The sequence below is a fragment of the Streptomyces sp. P9-A2 genome (genome assembly GCF_036634175.1).
GTDB classification, from domain to species: Bacteria; Actinomycetota; Actinomycetes; order Streptomycetales; family Streptomycetaceae; genus Streptomyces; species Streptomyces pratens.
The window spans coordinates 7,815,269-7,831,230 of the sequence record NZ_JAZIFX010000001.1 but is presented as its reverse complement, the minus strand read 5'-3'; the positions used below and the strand labels follow the sequence as shown (position 1 = coordinate 7,831,230).

The window sequence follows — 15,962 nt, the reverse complement described above, 5'->3', positions numbered from 1 at the left end:
GTCAGTCCTTCTCCCGAGTCAGGAAGCGCTGGACGAGGGACACGCTCAGTACGAGCACGAAGAAGATAAGCGAGATGGCCGCCGCGTAAGCGGTCTGCTGCTGGTCGTAGCCGGTGTGCACCGCCTGGTAGACGACGGTGGTGGTGGAGTCGAGAGGTCCGCCCTGCGTCATCACCCTGATCTGGGTGAAGAGGCTGAGCGCCGCGATCGTGATGGTGACGAGCACGAACGTACGGGTGGCGCGCAGTCCCGGCCAGGTGACGTGGCGGAAGCGGTGCCAGCGGGTGGCTCCGTCGAGATCTGCGGCCTCGTACAGTTCGGCGGGGATGGTCTGCAGCCCGGCCAGCCAGATGATCATGTGGAAGCCGACGCCCTGCCACACCGACATCAGAATGATGGCGGGCATAGCGGTGGCCGGGTCGCCCAGCCAGTCCGGGCCCTCGACATGGCCGAGGGTGAGCGTGGAGATGACGTGGTTGACCAGACCGTCCTTCCGGTAGAGGAAGGTCCACAGGAGGGACACCACGACCATCGAGGTGACAACCGGCAGGAAGTACACGGTACGGAAGAAGTTGATACCACGTGCCTTGGCGTTGACCAGCAAGGCCAGCACCAGGGCGAGTCCGGCCTGGAGCGGGACGACGACGGCAGCGAAGTAGGCCGTGTTGCGCAGGGACTTGTAGAAGGTCGGGTCCTGGAAGAGCAGGGTGAAGTTCCTCAGGCCCACGAAGCGGGCTGGGGTGGGCGAGACGAGCTTCGCGTCGGTGAACGCCAGGGTGAAGGCCAGAGCGACCGGTACAACGAGGAAGACGATTAGTAGCACGACGGCCGGGGTGGCCATGCCGAAGGCGGTGAAGCTCTCACGGCGACGGGCGTTGGTCGTTCGGGTTCGCCGGACCGGACGCAGCCGCTCCCGGGCTGCGATCGTGGTGGGCACGGTATCTCCAGAGGATCGGTCCGGTTCGGACGGCGGGTCGCGCCCGAACCGGACCGGACGGGTCAGTTGGAGTAGTAGTTGTTCGTCTTCAGGTTGCTGTCGATGTCCTTCGCGGCCTGGCCGAGAGCGTTCTTCGGGTCGGCGCCGGCCAGGATGTCCTTGGCCGCCTTCTCGAACTCGGTGGAGATGTAGGGGTAGGCCGGGGTGGCGGGGCGCACCGTCGCGTACTCACGCGCGAACTGGACGAGCACGTCGAACTTGCCGCCCGGCTGATAGTCCGCGATCTGCTGCGCGGCGGCGTCGGTGGCCGGGATGGTGCTGGTGGCCTTGGCGTAGTCGACGAAGTACTTGGTCTGGCGGGAGAACTTCAGCCACTCCTGCGCACCGGCCTTGTTGGAGCACGTGGAGCTCATCGCCCACTGCCAGGAGGCGCCGCCGATCTTGGGCCCGTTACCGAAGTCCACCGGTGGAATGATCGCCAGGTCGTCGCCGAGCTTCTCGGCGTTCTTGGCCGCGTTCCAGCTGCCGTCCCACTGGATCGCGCTCTTGCCGGCCAGGAAGTCCTTGTTCGGGTCGGCTCCGGACTTCTTCGCCATGTAGCCATTGGCCACCAGCGAGTGGAACCAGGAGGCCCACTCCACGGCGTTCTTGCCGTCGAGGGTGCCCGAGGCCGTCTTGTAGTCGTCACGGTCGATCAGGTCCCCGCCGAAGCTCTGCAGCTGCGGGGAGTAGCCGTACGACCACCACTCGCCGGTGCCGCCGGTGCCCATCTCCAGCGGGTACTCGAACTTGCCGCTCTTCTTCAGCTTGGCGAGCCCCGCGTCGAACTCATCCTTCGTCCAGGGCTTGTCCATGGTGGGAACACGGATGCCGTGCTCGCCCAATACGGACTTGCGGGCGAAGAAGGCCAGAGAGACATCGTAGAAGCCGAACGCGTAGAGCTTGTCCTTGTAGTCTCCGACGGTGCTGGCCAGCTGGTCGGACACGGGCACTTCACTGCCGGAGACGTCGATCGGGGACAGGTAGCCGCCCCATGCCCAGTTCGCCACGTTCGGGCCGTCCACGTCGAGCAGGCAGGGCAGCTTGCGGGCGGAGGCTGCCGCTACGACCGAGTTGTTGTAGTCGCTCTGCGGAAACGCCTGCAGCTTGACCTTGTACTTGTCCTGGGAGCCGTTGAAGTCCTTGATGATCTTCTTGACGACGTCGAGTTCCACCGAGTTGCCGGCGTTGTGCGTCCACAGGGTCAACGTGTCGCCGCTGGCACCGGACGTGCTTCCGCTCCCGGAGGCGCATCCGGCGACCAGCGCGGTCGCCGCTGTGACGGCTACACTCGCAGCAGCGAGGCGTCTTGTTCTGAACAGCATGAGGTTCCTCCATCTCACTGAGACGGGTCTTGCAGGACCCGCCCTCGGCGACCGGTTGCGACGGTCGCTGTTCTTGGTGGTCGTCCCGTCACCCGCATCCGTCTTCATCGGTGCGGGCGGCGGGACGGCTGTCTTCGGTGGCGGTGTCAGCCGCTGGTGGGAGCGGCGATGGAGGCACGGCTTTGAAGCGGCATGGGCACGCGGTGCACGACTGCTTCAAGCGGACCCGTGCGGAGGATCAACTCCATCGCGAGGTGCCCGAGTTGGTAGTGCGGCAGCCGTAGCGTGGTGAGCGCCGGACGCAGCACGGACGCGATGTCCTGATCGTCGAACGAGATGACCGACACATCGCCGGGCACCGACAGACCTGCCTCACCAAGCGCCTGGTAGGCGCCGAAGGACACCCGATCGGCCAGACACACCAGCGCGCGGGGTCTGTGCCCCGCCGCCAGCAGGGCGGACACCTCTCGGTAGCCGTCAAGCGTGTCCCAGTCGCACTCGACGACGCCTTCCAGGCGTGCCCCGCCCTCCCGAAGGACTCCCTCCAGGCCGCGCATGCGCTCGTTACCGGCGATGATTCCCTCGGGTGTGGCCGGAACGGCCTGGTGGCCGCCAATCGCCCAGATGCCCTCACTCTGGCCGGCGGCGAGCAGCGCCCGGGCGGCGTCCCGTCCGGCCTCGAACTCGTCCGGGACGACGGAGGGTGCATCGAAGCCGGGAGCCAGGCAGTTCAGCAGAACCACCCGGCGCCCGAACAGCTCCTTGGGCGGGGTCACGTACCGGGTGAACATGGACGCGTAGATCACCGCGTCGACCTGGCGGTCCAGCAGCGCGTGGACCAACGACGACTCGGCGGCGCGGTCGCCGCCCGCCTCGGTGATGAACAGCAGGTGGTCCCGCTCCCGGGCGGCCTCCATGGCGCCGCGGATCACATCGCCCGCGAACGGTGTCGTGGTGATCCGGTCCGAAACGAACCCGATCGTCTGGGTGGACTTCGTCCGCAGGCTGCGCGCCGTGACGTTCGGGCGGTAGCCCAGCTCCCGGGCGGCCTCCAGCACGCGTTCGCGAGAGGCGTCGGAGATGCGCATGTCAGTCCGGCCGGACAGGGCGAACGACGCGGTCGTCGGCGAGACGCCCGCCTTGCGGGCAACGTCGGCCATGGTCACGCGGCGTTCGGACATCAGAGAATCAGCCCCGTTCGGCTAAATCGTATTAGCAAGGTGTGATGAGAGTGCTTCACCCGTCATTCACTGTCAACACCCCGGACATCTCACCTGCGTAACGGTGACCTTATCTGACGTTATCGCCAGTTTTAGAGGGTGCGAAGTCGAAATCCGTATGCGTTAGCTCCTGCTTTAGCGGCGGCGACGCACGAACCATGCCGACCCATCACCTAAATCGAATTGACAGTCCGTCAGGTTGACGTCTGTCTCATATCCCAGGAGCCAGTATGAGGAGAAGAACAGCCCTCAGGGTCGTGTCCGCCGCCGTCGGCGGCGCCGTCGTGCCCCTCTCGTTCGCCCCTGCTCCCGCCGCCGCCCATGGACACACCACCCTTCGAAGCCCCACCGCGCATTGGGACTTCGAAGAGCACACCGGCGCAGTCACCCGCGAGGCGGTCTCCGGCTCCACGGACCCCGTCGACTACGTCTTCAACGACGCCCGTTACAAGCCCGGCAGCGATCCCGTACGTCGCCGCGGCGTGCTCGGCCGAGCACTGTACTTCGACGGCTACTCCACCGTCGTCACCGCCGAGGGCCCCGGCAAGCTCGACGTCACCGGCGGCATGACCATCGACGTCTGGATCGCCCCCTACGCCTACGAGCACGGCATCGACGGCAAGCCCCAGGACCTGGTCAACCAGCACGACCCGGACGCAAGAACCGGATTCCTGCCGGGCCTGCGCCGCTTCGGGCAGATCGTCTTCCAGCTCGGCTTCGGCAGCGACCTGGTCGAGGTCAAGGGAGCCCCGGACCAGCCGGCCGCCAAGAACAGATGAACCCACATCGCCGCCACCTACGACCCGGCCGCCCACCAACTGCGCCTCTACCGCGACGGCCTGCTGATCGGAACCGCCGCCACCCCCGACCAGGCCCCCGTACCGGCCTCCAGCGAGCCTGTCCTCATCGGGAGGCACAACCGCCCCACGCTGCTCAACGGCGAGTTCCACGCCAACATGTACATGGGCCTGATGGACAGCCTCGTCATCCGCCCGGGCGCCCTGGACGAGGCGACGGCACGCAAGGGGCACGCCGCAAAAATCGCCGCGCTGCCCGGCCACCGTGTGCCTCGTCCGGACCTGACCCACGACCGGGCCCGTTTCGATGGTGACCGGCACCGTCCCCAGTTCCACATGCTGCCGCCCTGGCACTGGATGAACGAGCCGCACTCGCCGGTGCACTTCAAGGGCAAGTAGGGGGCTGAGGAACATCCGTGTCAGATCGTGCGCTAAGGGTTCGCTGGGCTGTTTGGTGCTTTGACCTGGAGTGATTGAGCGTCGGAGCCTTCGTGGGTCGTTGTTGTCGATCTTCGGAGAGCTGTTGTGGCGGTCGAGTTCCTGACGGATGAGCAAGCGGCCCGGTACGGGTCGTTCCATGAGGTGCCCTCGCGGGCGGAGCTGGAGCGGTACTTCTTCCTGGACGACGCGGACCGGGAGGCGGTGCAGGCCAAGCGGCGTGCGCACAACCGGCTCGGGTATGCGGTCCAGCTGACGAGCGTGCGGTTCCTGGGCCGGTTCATGCCGGACCCGCGGCAGGTGCCGGCGGAGGTGGCCGAGTACCTGGCCGGGCAGTTGGAGATCGGGGACGCCTCGTGCCTGAAGCTGTACGACGAGCGGGACGGCACGGCGCGTACGCACGCCGGGGAGATTCAGGAGGCCGGGGGTTGGCGGGACTTCGCCGAGGTCCGCGAGGAGCTGGCGGCCTGGCTGGACGCGCGGGCGTGGACGACGGGGGACGGGCCGAAGGCGTTGTTCGACGCGGCGGCGGGCTGGCTGCGCGAGGGCCGGGTGCTGCTGCCGGGGGTGAGCCGCCTGGCCCGGCTGGTGGGCTCGGTGCGGGAGGCCGCGAACCAGCGGCTGTGGGACACCCTGTACGGGATGTTGAACACCGGGCAGCGGGCGGTGCTGGACTCCCTGCTGACCGTGCCGCCGGGCGAGCGGGTCTCGGAGCTGGACCGGCTGCGGCGCGGGCCGGTCCGCGTCTCGGGCCCGCAGATGAAGCGGGCCCTTGAGCGGGCGGAGGAGATCGCCACGCTCGGGATGGGCGCCCTGGACGTGTCGGGGATACCGCCGCGGCGCCTGGCGGAGCTGTCGCGGTACGGGGTGGACGGCAAGGCGTCGCTGCTGCGCCGGCACTCCGATTCCCGCAGGCTGGCGACACTGCTGGCCACCACCGTCTACCTCACCTCCCGGGCGGTGGATGATGCCCTGGACCTGCTGGAGGTGCTGATCGCGACGAAGCTGCTGGCCAGGGCGGAGCGCGAGAGCGCGAAGGAGAAGCTGAAGACCCTGCCGCGCGTGGAGCGGGCGCCGGCGAAGCTGGCGACCGCGTTCCAGGTTGTGTTCGACACGACCTCGGAGCAGGTCGACACCGACACCGGGGAGATCGCCCCTGCCGAAGGTGGAAAGCCTGGAGGCGATGTGGGCGGCGATCGAGCAGGTAGTGCCCCGGCACGAGCTGGCCGCGGCGATCGCCGCGCTGTTCGAGCTGGCCCCGACGCTGGACTCGGATGCCGAAGAGGCATGGCGGGCGATGCTGGTGAACCGGTTCGGCACGGTGCGGCCGTTCCTGCGGCTGCTGGTCACCGTGGTGGACTTCGACGCCACCCCGGAGGGCGAGGCTGTGCTGAACGCGCTGCTGTCGCTGCCGGAGCTGATGGGCCGCAAGAAGGTCGGCCCGGCCGAGATCGACGCCAGCCTGCTCACCGGGTCGTGGCGGCGCCTGGTCCTGGCGGCGCCGCACCTGGAGCCGGGCACGGTGGACTGGAAGGCGTACACGTTCTGTGTGCTGGAGCAGCTGCACCGGATGCTGCGGAGCAAGCAGGTCTTCGCGAGGAACTCCTCCAAGTGGGGCGATCCGCGGGCGAAGCTGCTGGCCGGGCAGGCGTGGCAGCAGGCCCGGCCGACCGTGCTGGCCTCGCTCAAACTGCCCGGCGAGGCGGGCGGGCACCTGGCGGCGCGGGCCGCGCTGCTGGACGGCACCTACCGCGAGGTCGCCGCCCGGGTCCCGGACAACGCGCAGATCGTCTTCGACGACGACGGCAGGCTGCACTTCGCCGCCCTGGAGCCGGAGCCCGAACCGGCCTCCCTGCTGGAGTTACGGGCGGCCGTGAACGCGATGCTGCCCCGGGTGGACCTGCCCGAGGTGCTGCTGGAGGTGTTCTCCTGGACCGGCGCCGACCAGGCGTTCACCTCGGTGACCGGCGGCGAGGCGAGGCTGAAGGACCTGCACGTCACGATCGCCGCGCTGCTGGTCGCCCACGGCTGCAACGTCGGCTACACCCCGGTCCTGGGTGGCGCGGACGCGCTGAAGTACGGGCGGTTTTCCCACGTCGACCAGACGTATCTGCGGCTGGCGACCTACCGGGCCGCGAACGCCGCCCTCATCGGCCACCAGTCGTCCATCGGCCTCGCGCAGGCGTGGGGCGGAGGTCTGGTCGCCTCGGTGGACGGGATGCGGTTCGTCGTGCCCGTGCCCAGCGTGTACGCGCGGCCGAACCCGAAGTACTTCGGCCGCCGGGGCGGCGCGACCTGGCTCAACATGATCAACGACCAGGCCGCCGGGCTCGGCGGGAAGGTCGTGGCCGGCACCCCGCGCGACTCGCTGTACGTGCTGGACGTCCTCTACGACCGCGACGGCGGCCGCCGACCGGAGATGATCGTCACCGACACCACGAGCTACAGCGACATCGTCTTCGGGCTGCTCACCCTGGCCGGGTTCGCCTACGCCCCGCAGCTCGCCGACCTGCCCGACCAGAAGATGTGGCGCGTCGACCGCTCGGCCGACTACGGCGCCTTCCAGGACGCCGCCCGCGGCCGGATCGACCTCGCCCGCATCGAGCGGCACTGGGAGGACATCCTGCGGATCATCGACTCCATCCACACCGGAGCAGTCCGCGCCTACGACGTCATCCGGATGCTCTCGCGCGACGGACGCCCCACCCCGCTCGGCGACGCGATCGCCCACTACGGGCGGATCGCCAAGACCCTGCACATCCTGCGCCTGGCCGACGAGCCCGGCTACCGCCGCCAGATCAAGGTGCAGGCCAACCTCCAAGAAGGCCGCCACGCACTCGCCCGGAAGATCTTCCACGGCCGCGCCGGGCAGCTCTACCAGCGCTACCAAGACGGCATGGAGGACCAGATCGGGGCTCTCGGGCTGGTCCTCAATGCCCTGGTCCTCTTCAACACCCGCTACATGGACGCCGCCGTCACGCAGCTGCGCGAGGACGGGTTCGATGTCCGTGACGAGGACGTGGCCCGGCTTTCCCCGTTCGTCCGCCAGCACGTCAACGTGCTCGGCCGGTACTCCTTCCAGCCCCCCGACCTGCCCGGGGGGCTGCGCCCGCTGCGTTCGCCGGACGCCACTGACGAGGAATAGCACCCGGAAGCGAAGGACACTGCTTAGCCCGCTCCCTGCCCAGGGCTGGTGCGTCCTCGCACCCGCTGGCGCCGGCCAAGGCAGAGACCCGGTATGACGGTGGCCGCCGGACGCAGCGAGCGGGTGACCCCGTCCTGCGGTCAGGCCTCGCGGAAGGCACACCGGTTTGACCGGATGCTGCCTCCGGTTTACGCTCGCCCATGTACGGAGGCAGCATCCGTTTTGGGTGCGGCCGCAGGATCACAGGAGACCGGAGCACGCATGAACGCCAGCGGGCAGCAGGGACGCAGGCCCCGTGCCGATGTCCAGCGCAACCGCGCGGCCCTCCTGGAGACGGCGCAGCGTCACTTCCTGCAGCACGGGGTCGGCACCTCCCTGGAGGCGGTGGCCAAGGAGGCGGGCGTCGGGCCCGCCACGCTGTACCGGCACTTCCCCACCCGGGAGGCGTTGCTCGCGGCCGTGCTGCAGGCGCGCTCCGAGGAGTTCGTGGCCCGCCGGGCTGGCATCGAGCAGCTCGGCGACGCCGCCGAGGCGCTGGAGCGGTGGCTGCGGGCGATGGAGGAGTATCTCAGCGCCTTCAGCGGACTGCCGGACCCGCTCATGGCCGCGGCTCGGGCCCAGGATCCGGACAACCCCCTCACGATTCCCTGCGACATCCTCATCACCGCCACCGATCAGTACGTGCGCGCCGCGCAGCGCGCGGGGCACGTGCGCGCCTCGGTGCAGGGGTACGACCTGTTCCTCGCGGCCTGTTCCGTTGCCTGGATCAAGGGCACCGGCACCGAGGAGAAGTCACTCGACCGCCTCCGCACGCTCATCGCGAGCGGCTACCGCGAGCGGGACACCGAGGCGTAAACCGCCACACGCCCCGGCCACGGCCCGGCGGCCCGCCACACAGTCACCACATCGCGCCGCCCCCACGGGGGCAGCGCAACCTTCTAAGGGACAAATCATGAAAATTACTGTTATAGGCGCAGGTGCCATCGGCGGGAACCTCGCCGTCAAGCTCAGCACGGCCGGTCACGACGTCCAGGTTGCCGGCGCCCGCGGCCCCGAGGCTATCCGGGCCGAGGTGCTTGAGTCCGGGGCCCGCGCGGCGGAGCTGACCGACGCCGTCCAGGGCCGGGACGTCATCATCCTGGCCATCCCCTTCGGGGCGGCGGGGAAGCTGGCCGGCCTGTTCGCTGCGGTCCCCGACGAGACGGTGGTCATCGACACCTCGAACTACTACCCGCACCTCAGCGGGCAGATCGAGGCCGTGGACAACGGCGAGGTGGAGAGCGTGTGGAACGCCGAGCAGCTGGGGCGGCCCGTGGTCAAGGCGTGGAACGCCGCCCTGGCCGAGACCCAGCACACCCGGGGCCTTCCGGCCGGAACCCCCGGCCGCATCGCCATCCCCGTCGCCGCCGACTCCGAGCAGGCGCGGCGCGTGGCCATGCAGCTCGTGGACGACACCGGCTTCGACCCCTACGACGCTGGCGTGCTGGCCGACTCGTGGCGTCAGCAGCCCAACAGCCCCGCCTACTGCACCGAGCTGACCCTCGACGCACTGCCGGCGGCCCTGGCCGCAGCCGACCGCGTCAAGGACGCGGCCGTCCGCGACAGCGTGCCAGAGCGCTTCGCCGCCCTCCCGGCCGACTTCACGCTGGACGATGTCGTCGAGATGAACCGCGCCGCCCACCGCTGACCCACCCGGCAACCAACCCGCGCTCAGCGGCGCCGATCGCCCGGCGCGAGCATGCTGGTGACCTCCGCGATCGCCTCCGCAGAGGGGTGGAAGTACCTCCGTACGTTCTCCGCCCTCTTGTGCCGGGACTTCGCCATCAGCATGAGCAGGCTCGCCCCGCCCTCGCAGAGGTGGGTCAGGCCGGAGTGCCGCCACTCATGCAGATCCCAGCCGGTGCCCGGCTCGCTGCCGAGGGCCGTGTACGCGTCCAGCAGCATCCGGGCCTGTCCGTAGGAGAGGCGGGCGAGCCCGGTGTCCGGGCAGACGTCGCGCGGTGCGAGGACCTTGCCCGGGCCTGGCTTGCGGTGGGTGACGAACACCGGTCCGCGCGTACGTCCCTTGAGCAGACGGAGTAGCAGCCGGGCGGTGCCCGCGTCCCAGTAGACCGTCTCCAGGACGAAGTCCTCGCGAGCGGCGCCGCGGCGACGGGTGCGTGGACGGGTCCCCTTGGCCTTCACCGGCGCCCGGCGCCCGGCGAGGTCCAGCTCCTCGATGTTGACGCCCAGGATCTCCTCGGCGCGGGCGGTGGTCTCGTAGAGCATCCGCCACAGCGTCTTCTCCCGCAGGTGCACCCCCCGCCGCGCGATCAGCCGGTCGATCGCCATCTTCGAGCGGGCCGGGGCCTCGGAGTCCGGCGGAGTGAGCCGCTTCACCCAGGCCGGGACCGCCGGGCCGTCGTATCCGCGCTCACCGCACCAGTCCAGCCAGGAGAGCACCGACGCACGCCGGGCGTTCCAGGTGTTCACCGCGGAGCTGCCCCACAGCAGTTCCAGGGCCTCGCCGACCTCGTCGTCCGCGACGGACGCCAGCGGCCGGCCCTCGCCGAGCCGCTCGGCGGTCTTGCCCACCCCGATCCCGTAATTGCGGACCGTGTTCGGGTTGTCGAGCGAGTCGAGGAAGACATCGGCCGCCGCGCGGACAGTCAGAGCCTTCCCGGCGGGCAATTGCACGACGGTCGGCACCGCTTGCTCCCTTGCCGCAGATAACGGGGCCGCTTCATGTACGGCCTGGCGGCTGTACCCGCAGGTCGCGATCAGCCGTCCCGCAGATAATAGGGCGTTATCCGTGGGAAGACTTCAGGCGGGTCCGGCCGCCGACGCTCCGTCAGCCGCCCCCCCCCAGGGCCGACATCGGCTTAGCGCACGATCTGACATGGATGTTCCTCAACCCCCAAGTACCACATCTTCTACCAGCACGACCCGCTCGGCCCCTTCTGGGGCCAGATCCACTGGGGTCATGCCGTCAGCACCGACATGGTGCACTGGCGCGACCTCCCGATCGCCCTCGCCCCGGCTGCGGACTCGGTCGGTCCGGACGGCTGCTGGTCGGGCTCCGCCCATGTAGACGGCAACCGAGGGCCGGTGCTCTTCTTCACCGGCGGCGACGACCGGCTGCCCTACCGGCAGCGCACCGGGCTTGCCGTGTCCACCTACCAGGGCGACGGCGACACCGACCTGCCCACCTGGACGATGAGGCCCGAGCCGGTCACCGAAGCCCCGGCAGACCTGCCTGCCGGTCCCGGAACCGCGTGGGCGGAGAACTTCCGCGACCCATTCGTCTGGGAGGAGGACGGTATCTGGTACCAGTTGGTCGGCAGCGGCATCGTCGACTACGAGGGCACGCAGGTCACCCGCAAGCACGGCGGAACCGCTCTCCTCTACACCGCCCGCCGACCCGAAGGGCCGTGGACATACCAGGGCCCGCTGCACTGGAACGACCTCGCCGCGGTGCCCGAGCCCGGAGAGGTATGGGAGCTGCCGGTACTCCTCCCGCTCCCCGGCCCCCAGGGCCGGCGCACCGGCAAGCACATCCTGCTGATCTGTCCGTGGTGGGAAGGGTTCAACCCGAACGCCGTCAAGCACACCTATTACTGGATCGGCACCTTCGACAAGCGCCGCTACCGCTTCGTGCCCGACCACGAAAAGCCCCGCGAGTTCGACTTCGGCGAGCACTTCACCGGCCCGTCCGGCTTCGTCACTCCCGACGGCCGATCCGTGATCTTCAGCATCACCCAGGACCGCCGCACCGAACAGCAGCACGCCCAGTCCGGATGGGCGCACAACGCCGGCATGCCCGTAAGCGTCTCCCTGCGCCCGGACGCAACCCTCGGGGTCGAACCGATCGCCGAGGCGGCCAAGCTCCGCGGCAAGAAACTCGCCCACATCCGGCACGCCTCGGTGGAGGAAGCCAACCGGCGGCTCGCCGGTGTCTCCGGTGACCTGATGGACATCAGCGCCGCCATCGAGCCGTGCGGCGCGCAGACAATCACTCTGGCGGTCCGTGCCTGCGCCGACGGCACCGAGGAGACCCTGCTGTCCTACGACACGGCCGATCATCGCTTTCAGATCGACCGCAGCCGCTCCAGCCTCGACCCGGACGTACGCAAGGGCGTCCACGGCGGAAGCGTGGAACTCGACGGCGGACGGCTGACCCTGAGAGTTCTGCTCGACCGCTCGATGCTGGAGGCATACGTCAACGACAGCAACAGCCTCACCAGCCGCGTCTATCCCACCCGTAAGGACGCCACCGATCTGCGTCTGACAGTGATGATGTTCGTGGTGACGCTGCGGGTGGGTCTGACTCGCCGACTGACAGTGAGGGCGGATCGGCCCACGTGGTGTCCCTGGACGTCTGGCGTATGAACGGCGCCTACGACACCCCTGTCGCTCCCGCCGCATACGACCCGCCGCGCCCGGGAGACGTCGATTCCCTCCCCAACCACGACTTCGCCACCGGCGACCTCACGGGATGGACCGTCGTCTCTGGCACGACCTTCAGCGACGCCAACGTGTCTCCCCGCAACGACTGGGGCTGGGGCGGCCCCTTCTACCAGGCCGAGACCGCCGAGGACCCGACCGGCCACCACCTGTGGGGCTTCAACCCGGAAGCGGGCGGAGACGACGCCACCGGCGTGCTGCGCTCCGCCACCGTGGTCCTCGGCGGAGACGGCGTGATCGACCTGCTCGTCTCCGGCGGCAACGACCCCGACCAGCTCTACGCGGCCGTCGTCCGCGCTGACGACGGCAAGGTATTGGCCAAGGTCACCGGCCGCGGCGCCGAGCAGTACCGCCGTGTCGTCTTCGACCTCGCCGCCCACATCGGCGATCGGATCTACATCGAGATCGTCGACCGCTCCTCCGGCGGCTGGGGCCACATCAACGTCGACGACGTCAACGTCCCCGTCCAGCACCCCTGAGTGGGCGTTTGATCTAGCTGAATTGCCCTTTAAGTTCCAGTAAGTTCCTCGCCAGGTTGGTGTGGTCTCGTCCGTTATGCGCTTGGCGAGGTTGTCGATCGATGCGACGTGGATCATGGCTTCGGAGCTGACGGGGAGGGTCTCGTAGCCGCGGGCGAGCCGGCGGTGCATCATGATCCAACCGATACTCCGCTCCACTACCCAGCGCCTTTTCAGGACGTGGAATCCTCGGGTCCCGGGGTTCTTGTCGACGACTTCGACGTCGATTCCGAGCTTCGCGCCGTGTTCGACGACGGCCTTCTTGAATCCGGTGTCGACCCAGCTCTTGGCGATGGTCGGGTAGGTGTTCTTGGCCTGGCCGAGGAGGCGTATTCCCAGGGCGTTTTCGGAGAGGCTCGCGGCGGTCACGGTCACGGCGAGGATCAGGCCGATCGTGTCGGTGAGGATGCCTCGCTTCCGGCCTACGATCTTCTTCGCGGCGTCCGTTCCCTGGCTGGTCACGGGCACGTTGGTGGAGGTCTTGATGCTCTGGGTGTCGATGACGGAGGCCGTCGGTTCGGGCTTGCGGCCTTCCTTCACGCGGGCCAGGGCGGTGAGGTCGTAATTGAGTTGGGAGAAGATTCCCTCGTCGCGCCAGGCGGCTTAATAGAAGTAGACGGTGCCGTAGCTTGGGAAGTCGTGCGGGAGGTACTTCCAGGGGATTCCGGTGCGGTTCACGTAGAGAATCGCGTTGAACACGTCGCGGAGTTCGACTTTCGCTGGCTTTCCGCCACGCCGTCAGGGTCGGCTCGATCAGGGCCCACCGGGCGTCAGACAGGTCGCTGGGGTACGGCTTCGACTGGCTCACGCCGTAGCGTTGCCACGGAAAGGCCGGAAGGTACTGTTCCGCCGGCCATCGGGAGGTTCTGCCGCATCTTCAAATCAGACGGACTCCCGGCAGCGGAAGCGGATGAAACGGGCGGCAGTCCCTGCGCGATGGGTGGCGACAAACCCCGCATGACTCCTGAACTAGACCAAACTGGGGCAGTGATAAAAGTCGCACACCAGAACGGACCTACGTAAACGCCCTCTCACACCTCCAGCACCAACCGCTCTCCTTCCGGTGCACGCGAGACGCAGGGCAGCATGGCGCCGGCCGCACGTTCGGTGGCCGTGAGCCGACGGTCACGATGATCGACATGGCCATGGGCCACCCGTACCCGGCAGGTGCCGCAAAACCCCTGGCGGCAGGAGAACGGCATGTCCGGCAGGGCCTCGTGGAGAACATCCAGGGCGGAGCGGTCGTACGGCACTGGCAGAACCCGTCCGGTGTCGCCCAGCTGAAGTTCGAAGGGACGGCCGTCCGTGATCGGGGCCGGGGCGAAACGCTCGAAGTGCAGGGCTGACGCGCGACTACCACCGAACGCGCGCCGAACGCCGTCGATCATGGGCGCGGGTCCGCAGCAGTACACCGCACCCGCCGCCGGGCTCAAGTTCAATAGATCGGCTGCTTCGGGCACGCCGGACTCGTCGTCAGGACGGATGGAGACCCGGCCAGGGGCTGCGGCTGCGAGTTCGGCCAGCTCTGCCGCGAAGGGCATCGAGCCGCGGCTGCGGCCGGTGTGCACGAGCCTCCAGTCCAGCCCGCGTCGCGCGGCTTCCCGAGCCATCGGCAGGATCGGGGTGATTCCGATGCCGCCCGCGATGAGCAGGATGAATGCTTCGGCGGCGAAGGGGAAGGCGTTCCGGGGCCCGGTGATGGCGACCCTCATACCCTCTCCGAGGGCGTCGTGTACCTCTGCTGAACCGCCTCCGCCGTTGGCGATGCGGCGCACCGCGATGCGGTACCGGTACCGGTCGGCAGGATCGCCGCACAGAGAGTACTGCCGCTTGCGGCCGGAGGGCAGGTGCAGTTCGATGTGGGCGCCGGGCTGCCAGGGCGGGAGTATTCCCCCGTCGGGTGCTGCCAGCCGCAGGGAGACGACATCCTCGGCCTCTTGGTGCTTGGTGGCGACCACCAGTTCCCGGATCACGGGCATCTCGGTGGCCGGCGGGCGCCTGGGAGGAGTGCTGCGCCGCGCGAGGCCCGTGACCGCGTTGTCGCTGAAAGCCGCCAGCTTCTGCATGAAGGAGTCGCTGCGTGGTCTGCCGTACAGGTCCGGCGGCCGAGTGACGGGGGTGCTGATGTCCATGGGATGCCTCACTGGTTGCTGGGTCATCGGGCAGCCGCTCGGGCAGCAGGGGACGCCGCCAGGTAGGCGACCGCCTGCTGAGTCGAGCCCTCCTGGGTCGGGTGGTAGTCGGGGCGGAAGTAGCGCAGCACCGAGCGGGCGAACGCGCCCGGCCGGGGCAACAGGTTCTTGCGGGCCGCGGCCAGGTAGTCGCGGAAGCGGACCTTGACCCGATCGTCGAGTTCGGGGTCGGCGCTCATCAGGAAGCGGACTCCGCGGATCCACAGCCGGGTCAGCACCGGAGCGGTGACGAGCATGCCGACCACTCGGCGCCGGTACCGGGGATCGAGGTGCACCAGCAGGTCGAATGCGACCGAACGGTGTTCGACCTCCTCCGCGCCGTGCCAGCGGAACAGATCAAGCATCGCGGGGTCCGCGCCGGCCTGGTCCAGGTGCCCGTTGCCGAGAATCCAGTGACCCATATACGCGGTGAAGTGCTCGAAGGCTGCTATGAGGGCGAGCCGTTGGACGAGGTGCGTGTGCGTGGCGGCCGGCGTCAGCTCCGGCCGGTCTCCGAGCACCCTTCGGAAGATCCATTCGGACTGCCGGGTGTACGGAGCCGGGTCCAGCCCCTTGGCGAGCAGGTGCTCCAGGACCTCCTGGTGCGCCTCGGCGTGCATCGCTTCCTGGCCGATGAAGCCGCGTACGTCCTCGCGCAGCCGGTCATCGGTGATCAGTGGCAGTGCCTGCTCGAAGGTGCGCACGAACCAGCGTTCGAGTTCGGGGAGCATGAGGTGGAGCACATCGAAGGTGTGGGTCGCGAAGGGCTCACCCGGCAGCCAGTGCAGCGGGGTGGTGCCCCAGTCGAAGGTGACGTCCCGGGGTTGCAGCACCAGGTCGTGGTGGTCGATGGGCTCGGACGGACGCTCCGGGTGGGCATGTGCGGCTCGGAACATGACAGGCTCCTCCATCAGCGATCGGTGTGTGCG

At 68.8% G+C, this 15,962-nt stretch carries 12 protein-coding genes and 2 pseudogenes; 7 read left to right on the top strand and 7 right to left on the bottom strand.

The features are described from left to right. Position 1 precedes the first annotated feature (1 nt). The 3 genes from V4Y04_RS35050 to V4Y04_RS35040 form a co-directional block, all read right to left on the bottom strand. Positions 2-937, bottom strand: coding sequence for a carbohydrate ABC transporter permease (locus V4Y04_RS35050; protein ID WP_332432319.1), 936 nt, complete (start codon positions 935-937; stop codon positions 2-4). A gap of 62 nt (positions 938-999) precedes the next feature. Next, positions 1,000-2,301 (bottom strand): extracellular solute-binding protein, encoded by a 1,302-nt coding sequence (locus V4Y04_RS35045; protein WP_332432318.1) that lies wholly within the window; start codon positions 2,299-2,301, stop codon positions 1,000-1,002. Positions 2,302-2,447: 146 nt separating this feature from the next. Next, on the bottom strand, positions 2,448-3,482 hold the full coding sequence (locus V4Y04_RS35040) for a LacI family DNA-binding transcriptional regulator (RefSeq protein WP_055592959.1): 1,035 nt from the start codon (positions 3,480-3,482) through the stop codon (positions 2,448-2,450). Positions 3,483-3,751: 269 nt separating this feature from the next. On the opposite strand from V4Y04_RS35040, the gene V4Y04_RS35035 reads away from it, so the two are divergent. The 5 genes and pseudogenes from V4Y04_RS35035 (at position 3,752) to V4Y04_RS35015 (ending at position 9,588) form a co-directional block, all read left to right on the top strand. Continuing rightward, positions 3,752-4,300, top strand: a complete 549-nt coding sequence (locus V4Y04_RS35035) for a hypothetical protein (protein ID WP_332432317.1) — start codon at positions 3,752-3,754, stop codon at positions 4,298-4,300. Positions 4,301-4,306: 6 nt separating this feature from the next. After that, positions 4,307-4,717, top strand: a complete 411-nt coding sequence (locus V4Y04_RS35030) for a LamG-like jellyroll fold domain-containing protein (RefSeq protein WP_332433115.1) — start codon at positions 4,307-4,309, stop codon at positions 4,715-4,717. A 126-nt stretch (positions 4,718-4,843) separates the two neighbouring features. Then, positions 4,844-7,901, top strand: a pseudogene (locus V4Y04_RS35025) (Tn3 family transposase). Between the two features lie 261 nt (positions 7,902-8,162). After that, positions 8,163-8,756: a TetR/AcrR family transcriptional regulator gene (locus V4Y04_RS35020; protein WP_332432316.1), complete on the top strand. Its 594-nt coding sequence runs from the start codon at positions 8,163-8,165 to the stop codon at positions 8,754-8,756. 97 nt (positions 8,757-8,853) lie between these two features. Beyond that, positions 8,854-9,588, top strand: a complete 735-nt coding sequence (locus V4Y04_RS35015) for an NADPH-dependent F420 reductase (protein WP_332432315.1) — start codon at positions 8,854-8,856, stop codon at positions 9,586-9,588. A 23-nt stretch (positions 9,589-9,611) separates the two neighbouring features. Here V4Y04_RS35015 and V4Y04_RS35010 read toward each other — a convergent pair whose 3' ends face one another. Then, complete coding sequence (locus tag V4Y04_RS35010) at positions 9,612-10,589, bottom strand: tyrosine-type recombinase/integrase (protein ID WP_332432314.1); 978 nt, start codon at positions 10,587-10,589, stop codon at positions 9,612-9,614. Between the two features lie 219 nt (positions 10,590-10,808). Between V4Y04_RS35010 and V4Y04_RS35005 the strand changes: the two genes are divergently transcribed. Together V4Y04_RS35005 and V4Y04_RS35000 are read left to right on the top strand one after the other, a co-directional pair. Then, positions 10,809-12,269 (top strand): glycoside hydrolase family 32 protein, encoded by a 1,461-nt coding sequence (locus tag V4Y04_RS35005; RefSeq protein ID WP_332433114.1) that lies wholly within the window; start codon positions 10,809-10,811, stop codon positions 12,267-12,269. After that, positions 12,242-12,823 (top strand): hypothetical protein, encoded by a 582-nt coding sequence (locus tag V4Y04_RS35000; RefSeq protein WP_332433164.1) that lies wholly within the window; start codon positions 12,242-12,244, stop codon positions 12,821-12,823. Before V4Y04_RS35005 ends, V4Y04_RS35000 begins: the two co-directional genes overlap by 28 nt. Positions 12,824-12,862: 39 nt before the next feature. Here the strand turns inward: V4Y04_RS35000 and V4Y04_RS34995 are convergent. From V4Y04_RS34995 to V4Y04_RS34985, 3 genes and pseudogenes are all read right to left on the bottom strand, one after another. Further along, positions 12,863-13,670, bottom strand: a pseudogene (locus tag V4Y04_RS34995) (IS5 family transposase); the annotation flags it as partial. 223 nt (positions 13,671-13,893) lie between these two features. Then, a complete protein-coding gene (locus V4Y04_RS34990) occupies positions 13,894-14,994 on the bottom strand; it encodes a PDR/VanB family oxidoreductase (RefSeq protein WP_326755188.1) in 1,101 nt (366 codons plus the stop codon). A 23-nt stretch (positions 14,995-15,017) separates the two neighbouring features. Then, positions 15,018-15,929, bottom strand: a complete 912-nt coding sequence (locus V4Y04_RS34985; RefSeq protein WP_332432313.1) for a metal-dependent hydrolase — start codon at positions 15,927-15,929, stop codon at positions 15,018-15,020. Positions 15,930-15,962 lie beyond the last annotated feature (33 nt).